Annotated in this window: 15 protein-coding genes; 2 read left to right on the top strand and 13 right to left on the bottom strand. The window is 61.5% G+C overall.

Annotated features, from left to right (window positions below; translation table 11 throughout):
- The 11 genes from GPA21_RS15230 to GPA21_RS15180 form a co-directional block, all read right to left on the bottom strand.
- Positions 1-280, bottom strand: a 280-nt coding sequence (locus GPA21_RS15230) for an endonuclease III domain-containing protein (RefSeq protein ID WP_422614157.1), incomplete at its 3' end; no start/stop codon positions are given.
- An 8-nt stretch (positions 281-288) separates the two neighbouring features.
- Complete coding sequence (locus GPA21_RS15225) at positions 289-1,002, bottom strand: electron transport complex subunit E (RefSeq protein ID WP_168988982.1); 714 nt, start codon at positions 1,000-1,002, stop codon at positions 289-291.
- Entirely contained in the window at positions 995-1,627 is a 633-nt protein-coding gene (locus GPA21_RS15220) for an RnfABCDGE type electron transport complex subunit G (RefSeq protein ID WP_168988984.1), read from the bottom strand. The genes GPA21_RS15225 and GPA21_RS15220 overlap by 8 nt, the downstream gene beginning before the upstream one ends.
- Before the next feature lie 44 nt (positions 1,628-1,671).
- The gene (locus GPA21_RS15215) at positions 1,672-2,679 is read right to left on the bottom strand and encodes an RnfABCDGE type electron transport complex subunit D (protein ID WP_168988981.1); all 1,008 of its coding nucleotides are present in this window, start codon (positions 2,677-2,679) and stop codon (positions 1,672-1,674) included.
- On the bottom strand, positions 2,676-4,385 hold the full coding sequence (rsxC, locus tag GPA21_RS15210; protein WP_168988980.1) for an electron transport complex subunit RsxC: 1,710 nt from the start codon (positions 4,383-4,385) through the stop codon (positions 2,676-2,678). Before rsxC ends, GPA21_RS15215 begins: the two co-directional genes overlap by 4 nt.
- The gene (rsxB, locus tag GPA21_RS15205) at positions 4,382-4,933 is read right to left on the bottom strand and encodes an electron transport complex subunit RsxB (protein WP_168988979.1); all 552 of its coding nucleotides are present in this window, start codon (positions 4,931-4,933) and stop codon (positions 4,382-4,384) included. Before rsxB ends, rsxC begins: the two co-directional genes overlap by 4 nt.
- A 73-nt stretch (positions 4,934-5,006) precedes the next feature.
- Positions 5,007-5,591 (bottom strand): electron transport complex subunit RsxA, encoded by a 585-nt coding sequence (gene rsxA, locus GPA21_RS15200; RefSeq protein WP_168988978.1) that lies wholly within the window; start codon positions 5,589-5,591, stop codon positions 5,007-5,009.
- A gap of 89 nt (positions 5,592-5,680) precedes the next feature.
- Complete coding sequence (locus GPA21_RS15195) at positions 5,681-6,685, bottom strand: quinone-dependent dihydroorotate dehydrogenase (protein ID WP_168988977.1); 1,005 nt, start codon at positions 6,683-6,685, stop codon at positions 5,681-5,683.
- A gap of 85 nt (positions 6,686-6,770) precedes the next feature.
- The gene (locus tag GPA21_RS15190) at positions 6,771-7,505 is read right to left on the bottom strand and encodes an arginyltransferase (RefSeq protein ID WP_168988976.1); all 735 of its coding nucleotides are present in this window, start codon (positions 7,503-7,505) and stop codon (positions 6,771-6,773) included.
- Between the two features lie 70 nt (positions 7,506-7,575).
- The gene (gene aat / locus GPA21_RS15185; RefSeq protein ID WP_168988975.1) at positions 7,576-8,277 is read right to left on the bottom strand and encodes a leucyl/phenylalanyl-tRNA--protein transferase; all 702 of its coding nucleotides are present in this window, start codon (positions 8,275-8,277) and stop codon (positions 7,576-7,578) included.
- Entirely contained in the window at positions 8,277-9,386 is a 1,110-nt protein-coding gene (locus GPA21_RS15180; RefSeq protein ID WP_168988974.1) for an ABC transporter ATP-binding protein, read from the bottom strand. Before GPA21_RS15180 ends, aat begins: the two co-directional genes overlap by 1 nt.
- Before the next feature lie 189 nt (positions 9,387-9,575).
- On the opposite strand from GPA21_RS15180, the gene GPA21_RS15175 reads away from it, so the two are divergent.
- On the top strand, positions 9,576-11,303 hold the full coding sequence (locus GPA21_RS15175; protein WP_168988973.1) for an ABC transporter permease: 1,728 nt from the start codon (positions 9,576-9,578) through the stop codon (positions 11,301-11,303).
- 99 nt (positions 11,304-11,402) lie between these two features.
- Here GPA21_RS15175 and GPA21_RS15170 read toward each other — a convergent pair whose 3' ends face one another.
- Positions 11,403-12,425, bottom strand: a complete 1,023-nt coding sequence (locus GPA21_RS15170; protein WP_168988972.1) for an extracellular solute-binding protein — start codon at positions 12,423-12,425, stop codon at positions 11,403-11,405.
- Between the two features lie 120 nt (positions 12,426-12,545).
- On the opposite strand from GPA21_RS15170, the gene GPA21_RS15165 reads away from it, so the two are divergent.
- On the top strand, positions 12,546-12,908 hold the full coding sequence (locus tag GPA21_RS15165) for a DUF2325 domain-containing protein (RefSeq protein WP_168988971.1): 363 nt from the start codon (positions 12,546-12,548) through the stop codon (positions 12,906-12,908).
- 214 nt (positions 12,909-13,122) lie between these two features.
- Here the strand turns inward: GPA21_RS15165 and GPA21_RS15160 are convergent, their stop codons facing one another.
- Positions 13,123-13,302 carry a C40 family peptidase gene (locus GPA21_RS15160; RefSeq protein ID WP_339379778.1) on the bottom strand — a complete coding sequence of 60 codons (180 nt, stop codon included), beginning with the start codon at positions 13,300-13,302 and terminating at the stop codon, positions 13,123-13,125.
- Positions 13,303-13,429: the final 127 nt, after the last annotated feature.

The following is a 13,429-nucleotide window of genomic DNA, read 5'->3' as shown; positions in this document are numbered from 1 at the left end:
GTGAGAGGCTGACCGTGTTGCGGGCCTTGTTGCGATACAGACCGATGGTCTTGATGCACTCAGCCACGCCTTCCTCGCCCAGCGTGATCATTGCCTCGGGTGTCGGTGCCAACGTGAAGAGCTTGCGTGTGGCGATATTGACGCTGCGGTCTGTGGCCTGGGCCGACAGTACCACCGCGACGAGCAGCTGGTAGGGCGAACCGAACTCCAGTTCCGTCGTTGGCTCGGGATTGGCGTCCCGGAGGCGGCTGAAGAACGCTCTGATAGCGTCGCGCTTCATCGGCGCGCTTATCTCGCCGATGCCGAGGCGGCTTCGATTTCGACGGAGGCCTCACCCGCAGCGGGTTGCGTCTTGCGTTGAGACTTCGCGCTGGCACGGCTGTTGAGCCAGTTGAACAAGGCGATCAGGCAGCCGAGTGCGAAGAAGGCGCCTGGGGGCAGAATCGCCAGCAGAAAGTCGGGGTAGTCGTCGCCGAACACCTGAATGGCAGACATGGATGGAAAGATCATGTCTATGCCCTGCAAGAGGGTGCCGTTGCCGATCAGTTCGCGAACGCCGCCGAGCACTGCCAGCACCCACACAAGGCCGAGACCCATCATCACGCCGTCGAGCGTCGAAGACCAGGGATCGTTCTTCGCGGCATAGGCCTCGACGCGCGCGAGAACGATGCAGTTCGTGACGATCAGCGGGATGAAGATGCCCAGCACCAGATAAAGCTCGTGCAGCCAGGCGTTGAAGCTCAGGTCGACGATCGTGACCAGCGAGGCAATCACAAGGATGAACACCGGGATACGGATTTCGTAGGGAATGAAGTTGCGCAGCAGGGCGATCCCGAGATTGGCGACCGCCATGACAAGAATCGTCGCCAGTCCGAGGCTGACCGCATTCACCATGGTGGTGCTGATCGCCAGGATCGGACACAGGCCAAGTAGCTGGACAAGGCCGGGATTCTGCTTCCACAGGCCGTTGTAGGCGAGTTCGCTGACACGCGGCTTAGTCATTGTCTTGGCTCCGGGTGAATCGGCTGCCGGTTTCGGCCTCGAACAACGTTTCGCGATGTTCAAGGGTCCACGCGAGCGCGCGCCCTGTCGCTTCGGTGACCGCACGGGCGCTGATGGTGGCGCCTATGCGATATTCGAAGACGCCGCCATCGCGGCGCACACGCCATTGCTGTGGTGATATGCGGTCGAAGGATGCGCCGGTGAACTGAGTGATCCAGGGCCGGGCACGTTCCTTGTCCTTGCGAGGATCGATGTAGTCGCCCAGCCCCGGGGTCTCAGAGTGGGCGGTTGCACGCACGCCGGAAATCCGTCCCTCGTGGCTGACTGCCACGGCCAGCTGGATGCGTCCGGCGTAGCCGTCCGGCGCGATGGCCTCAACGATGAGGGCCGCGGGTTCGTCACCCAGGCGTGCCCGATACACTCTGGCCTGGCGGTCGACCCCGAGTTCCGGCGTGGGACCGACCACGACGAAGTCCTCGAGTAGCGCGTTGTCGTAGGTCTGGGGCGGGAGGATTTCGTTGATCAGCCGCATGCGCTCTGCGAACTCCGACGCCTCAATGGCCGGTCTGGTGAAGCGATACGTGGTCGACATCAGCGTGGTGAACAGCATGGCGAACAGCAGCATGATGCCTGCGGTGCGCAGCGAGGTCCGGGTCGCGGTGTATTTGCTCACGGTACGCGACTCCGTTTCTGTCCGAATACCGCTGGCTGGGTCTTCAGATCGATCAGCGGTACGCACATGTTCATCAGCAATACCGCAAAGGCAATGCCTTCGGGGAAGGCCCCGAAGGAGCGGATTAGATAGGCAAGTATCCCGATGCCGGCTGCGAAGATGATCTTGCCCAGCGGCGTTGTCGCACCCGAGACCGGATCGGTGATGATGAAGAAAGCGGCGAGCATCGCGCCGCCGGTGGCAAGATGGAAAAGCGGAGATGCGAACTGATCGGGGTTCACGAGCCAGAGGGCGCCGGAGATTGCCGCGAGCGCAGAGATGAAGGCGACCGGCATGTGCCAGGTGATGATGCCACGCGCGAGGAGGAACAGGCCGCCGATAATGTAGCCCAGCGGAATCCATTCGTAGCCTCGCCCACCGATGGCGCCGAAGGCGTTCTGTTCGAGAATGACGGCAACGTTGGCTTCGCCGACGCGCAACCCGGTACGCATGGCGTCGAGTGCGGTCGCGCCGGTGACGGCGTCGATTTCCCGTGCGCCGCCCATGATCAGGTTGAGTTGAGTCTGGAAATCGAGTTCGCCCGCTGGCGGCCACTGCGCCATCAGCGACGGGTAGGCGATGATAATGCAGCAATAGGCAACCATCGCGGGATTGAAGGGGTTTTGTCCCAGTCCGCCGTAAAGATGCTTGACGGCGACGATGGCGACGAGCACACCGATCGTCGTCACCCACCACGGCACGATGAGCGGGAAGCACAGCACGACCAGCCATGCGGTCACCACGGCCGAGAGGTCGCCAAGGGCGGGCGCAAGAGGGCGCTTGCGCAAACGCAGCACAAAGGCCTCGGCAGCAAGGGCGACGACCGTCGCGATGGCAAGGTTCACGAGAATACCCGCGCCGACGATCCACGCGTAGATCGCAACCCCCGGCAGCAGCGCTAGCAGCACCTGTCCCATGACCGCGCGGACACTGGCGGGTTTGCGCACGTAGGGCGAATGAATCATGACTGTTTGTCCTCGCCGCCGTTATTGTCGGTGGTCAGCACTCCGAGCGGTTTTGGCTCCGATCCGCCCAGGGCTTTCTGACGGCGCGCCTCGATCTCGGCGATCTCTGCTTCGGCCTCGGGCGGAAGGTTGTCGGTATTTGCAGGCTTGATCGCGGCTTTCTGCTGCTTCGCGCGGGCAAGGGCGGCGGCGATCAGCGCCTTCTTCGGATCCTCCGAGCCGTCCGCTACCTGCACTTTGTTATCTACACCTTCGGTTTCGGCGAGCTTTGCCTTGGTTTCGGCCGCCTTGGCAGCAAGTTTTGCGGCCTTCTCGGTTTTTTCGCGTTCTTGCCGGTAGTTGCGGAATTCGAAGCGGTCGCGTGCCTGATCAGCGGCTGCGCTCTCGCGTTCCCGCGCCCAGATTTCGCTCTTGGCGAAACGGTAGTAGTCGACCAACGGGATGTGTGACGGACAGACGTAGCTGCAACAGCCACACTCGATGCAGTCGAAAAGGTGATACTCCTGCGCCTTGCCGAAGTTGCGCGAGCGCGAGAACCAGTAAAGCTCGAACGGCTGGAGCTCGGCTGGGCAGGCACGCGCACACTCGCCGCAGCGGATGCACGGCAACTCGGCCGGCGGTGGCGGAAACAATGTGGGCGATGCCGCAATGATGCAGTTTGACCCCTTTACGATCGGCACCGAAAGGTCGGTAAGAGCGAAACCCATCATCGGGCCGCCGAGCAGGAAGCGATCGGTATCCGGGCGCGGTCCCATCAGAGGCAGAAGATGCTGGATGGGTGTGCCGACGAGCACTTCGTAATTGCCCGGGGTGTCGGCGTTGCCTGTCAGGGTCACGATTCGCGACACAAGCGGTTCTCCGAACCTGACGGCACGATGAACCGCATGCGCGGTACCGGTGTTGAAGCACTGCACGCCGAACTCGCCACCGAGCTTGCCGTGCGGGATCTCGATGCCGGTCAGCACCCGGATGAGCTGTTTTTCGCCGCCCGCGGGATACAGGGACGGTACCGCGATGACGTCCATGGGCAGCGCGGGGCGAGCTTCGGCAACGGCCTTGCGCATGGATTCGACCGCTTCGGGCTTGTTGTCCTCGATGCCGATAAGTACGCGCCGGGCGCCGATTACCTCGGCGAGAATGGCTGCGCCGTCGATGACCGCGTTGCCCCGTTCACGCATCAGACGGTCGTCGCAGGTTATCCACGGTTCACACTCGGCGCCGTTGATCACCAGTGTCTCAATGCCGATGCCAGTGCCGAGCTTGATATGACTGGGGAAGGCCGCGCCACCCATGCCGACGATACCTGCATCACGCAGGTTTGCGAGCATGCTGATGCGATCATTGGCGTCGTAGTCGAACGGAGTCAGATCGATCCACTGGTCCAGACCGTCGGGCCGGATATGCACCGCCGGTGCAGTGAGCCCGGAAGGATGCGCCATCGGGTGGTCGCCGATGGCGATCACCTCGCCGGAGGTCGGTGCATGCACGGCGGTACCCAGTTTGCCTTCAGCTTCGCCGATGCGTTGTCCCTTCAGGACGTGCTGTCCGACTTCGACGATGCAGCGTGCCGCTGCCCGCGTGCTCTGGCGAAGAGGTACGACAAGTTCGGACGGCATCGGGGCGGGCCTGATTGCCGCAGTGGCGGACTCGCTCTTGTGTGGCTCGGGATGCACGCCGCCGTGAAACTTGAAAAGCTTTCGGATCATGCCGTCTGCCTGATTTCGATCACCGGATACTTCCACTTCCATGTTTCGACTGTTTCAACGACGGGCTCCATCGTGATGCAGTCGACAGGGCAGGGCGCCAGACACAATTCGCATCCGGTGCATAGCGGTTCGACGACCGTATGCATCTGTTTTGCAGCGCCGACGATGGCATCTACAGGGCAGGCCTGAATACACAAAGTGCAACCGATGCAGGTTTGCTCGTCGATGAAGGCGACCGATTTGGGTTTCTCGATGCCGTGCTCTTCGGAAAGCGGCTTGAACTCGCGGCCAAGCAGGTCGGCAAGATGGCGGATGCCCTCTTCGCCGCCAGGTGGGCACTGGTTGATGTCGGCCTCGCCGTTGGCGATTGCCTGCGCATAGGGCTTGCAGCCAGGGTAGCCGCACTGGCCGCATTGCGTTTGGGGCAGGATCGCATCGATCTTGTCGACCAGCGGGTCGCCCTCGACCTTGAAACGGATCGATGCGTAGCCGAGCGCTGCGCCGAGTACGACCGCGATACCGGCCATCACCAGAAGGGCGGTCAGCATGCGAAAGTCCCGTGGTCTGAACGGAGCATGGCCGGCGACGACGTGTTCTTGCTCATCTCTCGAGACTCCCCGGTCAGTTGAACCGATCCAGGCCGGCGAAGCCCATGAAGGCGAGACTCATCAGGCCTGCGGTGATCATCGCTATCGCGGTGCCCTTGAAGGGGCCAGGGACATCGGCACCGTCGAGGCGCTCGCGAATACCGGCAAACAGCACCAGCACCAGCGTGAAGCCGACCGAACAGCCGAAACCGAACAGCAGTGACTCCAGCAGGTTGTGGTTCATGCCTGCGTTGAGAAGAGGTACTCCGAGCACAGCGCAATTCGTGGTGATCAGCGGCAGGTAGATGCCGAGTACCTGGTGGAGCAAGGGGCTGGTCTTCTCGACCACGAGTTCGGTAAGCTGGACGATGCCGGCGATGACGACGATGAAGGACAGTGTGCGCAGGTAGGTGAGGTCGTTCGGCCCCAACAGGTACGTGTCGATCAGATAGCTGGTGCCCGCGCCGAGGGTGAGCACGAAGGTCGTAGCAGCGCCCATGCCAATCGCCGTCTCGAGCTTTTTCGACACGCCCATGAAGGGGCACAGGCCGAGCATGCGAACCAGCACGACGTTGTTGACAAGGACGGCGCCGATGACGACGAATATATAGCTGCTCATGATGCGGTTTGGTGGTCAGCTCGCGATTATCCCCCGCGGCGTCGCCCCGCTCAACCCTGACGGGGTGAGGGATTCGACGCCGCGGGACGTCAACGGGTTTCGGCAATGCATTCTGTGACCAGGTCCGGGCCGCGGTAGATGAGGCCACTGTAAATCTGTACCAGGCTCGCACCGGCGTCCAGCTTCGCCTTTGCACCCTTGCCGTCGAGGACGCCGCCGGCCGCGATCACAGGCAACTCGCCCTGGAGGGCGCGCACCAGGCTGGCGACAACCTCGGTGGATTTTTCGAACAAGGGGGCGCCCGACAGCCCGCCCTGCTGATCGGCGAGCGGATCACCCGCGATACGGTCACGCGAAATCGTGGTGTTGGTCGCGATCACGCCGTCGATCCGATGACGGCGCAGTGCATTCGCGATGTCGATGATCTGATCGGCCTCGAGGTCGGGCGCGATTTTCAGCACAAGGGGTACGTAGCGTCCGTGTTCGTCGCAGAGTGACTGTTGACGATGCTTCAGACGGCTGAGGAGCTCGTCCAGTTCGGATACGCCCTGGAGCTGACGCAGATTCGCGGTGTTCGGCGACGAGATGTTGACCGTCACGTAGCTCGCGTCGGCGTACACCTTGTCCAGACAGGCGAGGTAGTCGTCGGTGGCCTTGTCGATCGGCGTGTCGAAATTCTTGCCGATATTGATGCCCAGAATACCGTTGAAGCGGCGATTGCGAATGTTCGCAAGGAGTGCATCGACGCCGTGATTGTTGAATCCCATGCGATTGATGATCGCCCGTGATGCGGGCAACCGGAACAGGCGTGGTTTGGGATTGCCTGGTTGGGCACGCGGTGTCACGGTGCCGATCTCTATGAAACCAAAACCCATGCGTGCCAGGCCGTCCACCGCCTCGCCATTCTTGTCCAGACCTGCGGCGAGGCCGATCCGGTTGGGAAAGCGCAGGCCCATGACCTCCACTGGATTCGCTTCGATTACGGGCTTGGGCGGCAGCAGCTTTCCGGCAGAAGCCAGACCGGAAATCGTCAGATCGTGAGAGCTTTCAGCATCGAGCAGGAAGAGCAGAGGGCGGACAAGACTGTAGAGCATGATCGAATCGGGCTAGATGACAGGTTTGGCGCGCGCAATGGTGGATGGCACATTGGTGGTGTCCGACCATGCGACAGGAGTTCGCTCAGGCCTGCGTGTCTGGCCCGATAACCTGCCATTGTCCTCCAATTCGACCCTCAAGTGGCTTGAATCGGACTTTGTAGGCCATCTTGGCGCTGTCGCGGATCCAGTAGCCGAGATAGAGGTAGGGCAGACCAAACTTCCGGCAGATTTCCACCTGCCACAACACGCCGTAGGTGCCGAACGACGCGGAGGGCACATCCGGGTCGTAGAACGTATAGACGCTCGACAGTCCGTCGGTGAGTCGATCGATCACACAGACCATCCGCAATACGCCGTTCGGTTCGCGAAACTCGACGAGACGGGTGTCGACGTTGGTCTGGAGCAGAAAATGCGAGTACTGCTCCTGATTGTCGAGGTCCATGCCTCCGCCTGCGTGACGGCTTGCCTGATAGCGCTGATAGAGCGCGTAGTGCTCTTCGTCAAAGCTCAACGGCCTTTCGCTCGCGACCAGATTCTTGTGCCGGTTGAGCGCCCGGCGCTGGCTTCGGTCCAGGGTGACACTGTTTGTCGCTAGCCGCACCGGCACGCATTGCCGGCAGTTGTCGCAGTAGGGTCGGTAGGTGAATACACCGCTGCGACGGAAACCGTTGCGTACCAGCTCACTGTAGATCGGGGTGTCGATGAGATGACCCGGGGTCGCGACCTGCGACCTGGCGACATGGTCGGGCAGGTACGAACACGCGTAGGGCGCCGTGGCATAGAACTGGATGAGGGCGTAGGGATAGTCATTCAGCATCGTGTGTGTGCTGTTTCGCCTGTTGCTGTCTCCGCCGACAAACCGTTGTCAGATTGTCGAAGTCCTTCGTTCAAAACGTGATGCCTTCGGGCTGCGCGGGCCACCGGCCGGGTTTCGCGCCGCCGGCGACGAAACCCTCAAGTGCCGACACGAACACATCCCTCGGCACCTCTTCCGCCCCCATGGAGAGCAAGTGCGATGTCGTCATCTGGCAATCTATTACGGCAAAATCGCGTGCGTCAAGAAATCGCGCAAGGCACGCCAGGCAGCATTTTGATGCGTCGCTCGCACGGCTGAACATCGATTCCCCGAAAAACGCCCGGCCGAGCGCTATGCCGTACAGACCGCCCATCAGCCGATCGCCTTGCCAAGCTTCGACACTGTGTGCATGGCCGAGTTCGTGCATGCGGATATAGGCTGCCTGCATTTCGGCTGTAATCCAGGTGCCGATTTGCGTCCCGCGTGGCGCCGCACACTCCCGGACCACCGCTGCAAAAGCGGTGTCAAAGCGGATCTGATATCGACCGCTGCGCAAGACCTTGCGCAGGCTGCGGGTGATCCGTATATGGCCCGGAATCAGCACCAACCTGGGGTTTGGGCTCCACCACAGAAGCGGTTCGCCGTCTGAATACCAGGGGAAGATTCCCTGCGAATAGGCGGCGAGCAACCACGATGGCGAAAGCTCACCGCCCGCGGCGAGCAAGCCGTTCGGCTCACGCAGCGCGCGCTCCACCGGCGGAAAGTCGGGGCGCTTGTCGAGCCACGGGATCATCAACAGGTCAGTGCGTTGATTGCCTGAGCGTGGGCGGCTTCTTCGGAGTCCTCGTGGAAGGTCACCACGTGGTCCACATCCAGGCGGATGCCGATCATCTCGCCAAGACCGTGGTTGTGATGGCTGGGCACGAGCGACAACACCCTCGCGCCGCTCGCGAGTTCGAGTGTGTACAGAATGTCGGCGCCCCGGAATGCCTTCTTGACCACCCGGGCTTTCATCGAGCTCGCATCGTCGTGAATGATATCGTCCGGTCGAAGCAGCACCTCGACCGGACAACTGTGGGTACTGTTTCCGCAGCCAAGCCGACACTCGACTGGAATCACGCTGTTGAGTGTCCCGAGCTCCATCCTCACCTGGTGATCGCTGATCACGTCGGCGGGCAACAGGACCCCCTGGCCGATGAAGTCGGCGACGAAGCGATTCGCGGGTCGGTGGTAGAGATTGTAGGGCGTATCCCACTGCTGGATTCGACCGCGGTTCATGATGCCGATCTCGTCCGCCACGGCGAAGGCTTCATGCTGGTCATGGGTGACCAGCACCGCAGTGGTATGGGTTGCCTTGATGATGTCGCGCACTTCATGGGACAGTCTTTCCCGCAATTCCACGTCGAGGTTGGAGAAGGGTTCGTCGAGCAGCAACAGGCGAGGCCGTGGGGCCAACGCGCGAGCAAGGGCGACACGTTGCTGCTGTCCGCCGGACATCTCGTGCGGATATTTGTTGCCCTGTCCGAGAAGGCCGACGAGCGCGAGCAGTTCGCGTACCCGACCATTGCGTTCGCCGCTGCGAATGTCACGGAGTCCGAAACCGATGTTCTCCGCGATGGTCAGGTGCGGGAACAGCGCATAGTCCTGAAAGACCATGCCGATGCGCCGGCGCTCGGGCGCGAGATGGGTTTCGCTGCTGCTGACCAGATTTCCATCGAGCAGAATGCGGCCGCTCTTGACGCGTTCGAACCCAGCAATACAGCGCAGCACTGTGGTTTTGCCGCAACCGGAAGGGCCGAGCAGGCAGCCGATGCGCCCTTGCTCCAATGAGAGGGACAGGTGATGCACCACGCTGTGCTCGCCGAAGGCCAGCTCGATATCGAACAGTTCGAGATGTGACATGTTTTTCGTGCGGCTCCATCTTCCGGGGATGACTCGCGCCCGATCATCCTGAATGCGATCCATTATAATTCCGTAATTCGCTTCCGGGCGACGGGCAAGAGACAGTTCCATTAGCCGGTGCGCTGAGTGTCCTTGCGCCGGGAGCGACCACGTGTCGATTTTCGAGCGTGCGGTCAGACAGGGATCAAGATGAAGGCTTCAGCCACGCTACGAAAGTTCATCACCGGTTGGTCTGCGCTGACGGTGTTCGGTTTCATTGTTGCGGTGCTGATCGCCATGCCGGTGCTGTCGGTCTTTTCCAATGTGCTTGTGGCCGGCACGTCCGACACCTGGTCTCACATGGCACAGACGGTACTTCCCGAGTTCATCCGCAATACCATCATTCTGTGTTTCGGCGTCGGCCTGGGTGTTTCCAGCATCGGAATCACCGCGGCCTGGCTGACCACGATGCATGACTTCCCGGGCCGGCGCTTCTTCGAGTGGGCGTTGGTGCTGCCGCTCGCGGTGCCAGCCTATGTGATGGCTTATGCCTACACGGATTTCCTGCAGTTCGTGGGACCGGTCCAGTCCTGGCTGCGAGAGACTTTTGGCTGGCGCGCCGGCGACTACTGGTTTCCGGACGTGCGTTCGGTGGGCGGCGCGGTGGCGATGTTCGTCTTCGTGCTCTATCCGTATGTCTACCTGCTGGCCCGCACCGCTTTTCTCGAGCGTGCCGGGGGCATGCTGGAAGCCGGACGGTCGCTGGGCCTGGGGGCGTGGCGTTGCTTCTTCCAGGTGTCGCTGCCGCTCGCGCGTCCTGCGCTGGTTGCCGGCACTGCGCTGGCACTGATGGAAACGCTCGCGGACTACGGCACGGTGGCCTACTTCGGGGTGCAGACCTTCACCACAGGCATTTATCGCGCCTGGTTCTCGTTGGGTGACCGCACCGCTGCAGCGCAATTGGCGGCACTGCTTCTTGGGTTCGTGATTCTGGTGCTGGTGCTGGAGCATCTCAGCAGAGGGCGCGCACGCTTCAACAATACCTCCAGACAGGCGGGCCCGCCGGCGCGAATCGAACTGGTCGGCGCGCGTGCGTGGCTGGCGAGCTTTGCCTGCTTCATGCCTTTGCTTCTGGGTTTCCTGCTGCCGGGCGGTTTGTTGCTGCACATGGCCCTCATCGAAGGTGATGCGCAGTTCGGTCCGCGCTTTCTTACGCTGGCGCGAAACAGCTTTCTGCTGGCCGCCGTGAGTGCGGTGCTCGCAGTCGGCATCGCGGTACTGCTTGCCTACGCGTCGCGGCTGGCGCGATCGCCGGTGCCGGCGGCCGCCAACCGGATCGTCGGTCTTGGCTATGCGGTGCCCGGTTCGGTGATTGCGGTCGGGGTCTTGATACCGGTTACCCGGCTGGACCACTTCATCGCATCGGGTTGGGAAAGCGTTTTTGGTGTCAATCCGGGTCTCGTGCTGACCGGTGGTATTGCCGCGCTGGTTTACGCCTACCTGACCCGCTTTCTGGCCATCGCGCTGCATACGGTGGATTCGAGACTTGGCAAGATTACGCCGAGCATGGACGATGCGTCACGCAGTCTCGGACATGGCAAGTTCGCCACCCTTCGGCGGGTGCACATTCCCTTGCTGCGCGGCAGTCTGCTCACCGCGGGCTTGCTTGTCTTCGTCGACGTCATGAAAGAGTTGCCGGCCACCCTGGTGATGCGGCCATTCAATTTCGACACGCTTGCAACGCAGGCCCACACACTGGCTGCCGACGAGCGACTTGCCGAAGCATCGACTGCAGCGCTGACGATCGTCGCCGTCGGACTGGTTCCGATGTTCATTCTCTCGCGCCAGATTGTGAAGACTCGTGGGGCGGGCAGGGCACGTGCAGCCACCGTAACCCCCGAAGCGGCACCGCTAACCCGTGACGGCATGGTGAGCTGATCGAAAGCCGTCTGTTGCCGACGACGCGCTTTCCGACAGATTCCTGCAATCCATCAAAAAAGCCGCCCGTAGGCGGCTTCGGCTGGCGCGATAGCGGTATCAGCGATAACCAGCGCGGTCGTAGATGCGCTGGGCTTCGGCGATGTTGGCTGAAAGCTGTTGCAGCGGAGTAGTGTCGGCCTTGAACTCGCCGAGGCTTTCAAGCGCGGGGTTGTCTGCTTTCACACCCGGCACGGCCGGCCATTCGTTGTTGCCGTCGGCAAAGTAGATCTGCGCCTGATCCGAGGCGAGATATTCAAGGAATTTCTTGGCCGCTTCCTTGTTGGGCGCATTCTTCAGCATGCCGGCACCGGAGACGTTGACGTGCGTACCCCAGGTTTCCTGGTTGGGCCAGACGTAGCGTACGGCTTCGATGACCTGCTGGTCTTCTGGCTTGTCGGAGTTCATCAGACGGACGAAATAGTAGCTGTTGGCAATGGCCACACCGCATTCGCCTGCTGCAACCCCACGGATCTGATCCGTGTCGCCGCCGCGCGGGGGACGCGCGAAGTTGGCGACAATGCCCTTTGCCCACTCCTCAGTGGCTTCAGCGCCGATTTGATTCATCAACGCGGCGCCGAGCGACAGGTTATAGGGATGGCTGCCCGAGCGGGTGCACACCTTGCCACGCAGGGCCGGGTCGGCGAGAGCCTCGTAGGTCTGAACCAGCGCGCCGTCGACCAGTTCGGGGTTGTAAACAATAACGCGGGCACGCTGCGAGAAGGCGATCCAGGTGTCGGTACGCAGGTGTTCGGGGATGCGTGCGGCCAGTGTTTCAGAATCGATCGGGGCGAAGAGATCAAGCTCGCCCGCTGCGGTCAGGCGGGCGGCGTCGACCGCGATGAAGACGTCGGCCGGACTGTTGGTGCCTTCGTTGCGCAGGCGCTCGAGCAGCTCGTCGTCACGCGCTTCGATTCGGTTCACCTTGATACCGGTCTGCGCGGTGAACTCGCTGTACAGGGCATCGTCGGTCTGGTAGTGCCGCGCCGAGTAGATGTTGAGCTCCTGATCGGCGCTGATGGCCTGGCCTGAAACCGCGACGAGCATCGCAGCGATCGAGAGGGCAACGACGTTCTTCTTCATGATGCAGACACCTTTTAGGTGGGTTGAAAGTGGAGAAATAATAACGAGAACAATTCCTACTTGCAAACAGTTTTGTTTTACTGCACGCTAATGCGAACGATTCGCAAAAAGGAGTCTCGCATGAACGCGTTAGTCGTCGGTGCCGACCGGCTTGGCAACATTCCGGAGGTGTTGAATCAGTTCGGAATTCGCATCGCCGGCCACGTCAGTGGCCGAGACAGTACGCATCAAAGACGGTCCGCACCGTTGCCGGCGGGAACTGACGTCGTGATTCTGTTCACCGATTTCCTTGGCCACAACGTGATGCAGCGCTTTCGCGAAGCTGCGCAACGCGAGCAGGTGACGGTCGTCTGCTGTCGCAGATCGGTGTGTGCGCTGCAACAGGCATTGGGTAAGCGTTTCGACTCAGCCCGGTGTGATGCTTGCGCCGTCAACGGGGTGAAGCCGGTCGAACTGGTGCGAAAGCGGGGGCGACGTCACTGAAGTGTCTTCACCGTTGGTGCCTGCAGATCTGTGGCTTCAGTTGATTGCGCTATCCGGCCGGTTCCGGGCGTCGAAGCGCCGCTGATTCAAACCGATCAGCCAAACGCATCCATCGTGGGCCGAGCGGCACGGGCCGGCCGAACATTGGCGCAGGAAGCGGCTGCGCGCATCGATGTCTTGATGGAGTCAAGCACAGCTTCGATGGTTGCTGTGTTCAGCTATTGCTTTCGTTGTCGATCAGACGACGGGCGCCGTTGTAGCGGGCGACCCAGTATCGTCCGTTCATGTCCTCGAGGCGCACCTGACCACCGCTGGAAGGGGCATGGAGAAATTGTCCGTCGCCGACATACAGGCCGACATGCGAGTACGCCTGTTTGCGCGTATTGAAAAACACGGGTATACGGATTTAATGGTTGATGGGGCACCTTCACCCCATCAATCTGATACCACCCTCAGATGGTTGATAGATCGACTCCGTAGTTGAGTTCCTCTGCGAAGTCCGGCAGTCCGTAACCGATGGT

This window comes from Azoarcus taiwanensis (assembly GCF_012910885.1).
GTDB classification, from domain to species: Bacteria; Pseudomonadota; Gammaproteobacteria; order Burkholderiales; family Rhodocyclaceae; genus Azoarcus_F; species Azoarcus_F taiwanensis.
Note: the sequence above shows the minus strand (reverse complement) of the source record. Positions and strands in the feature narration are given on the sequence as shown.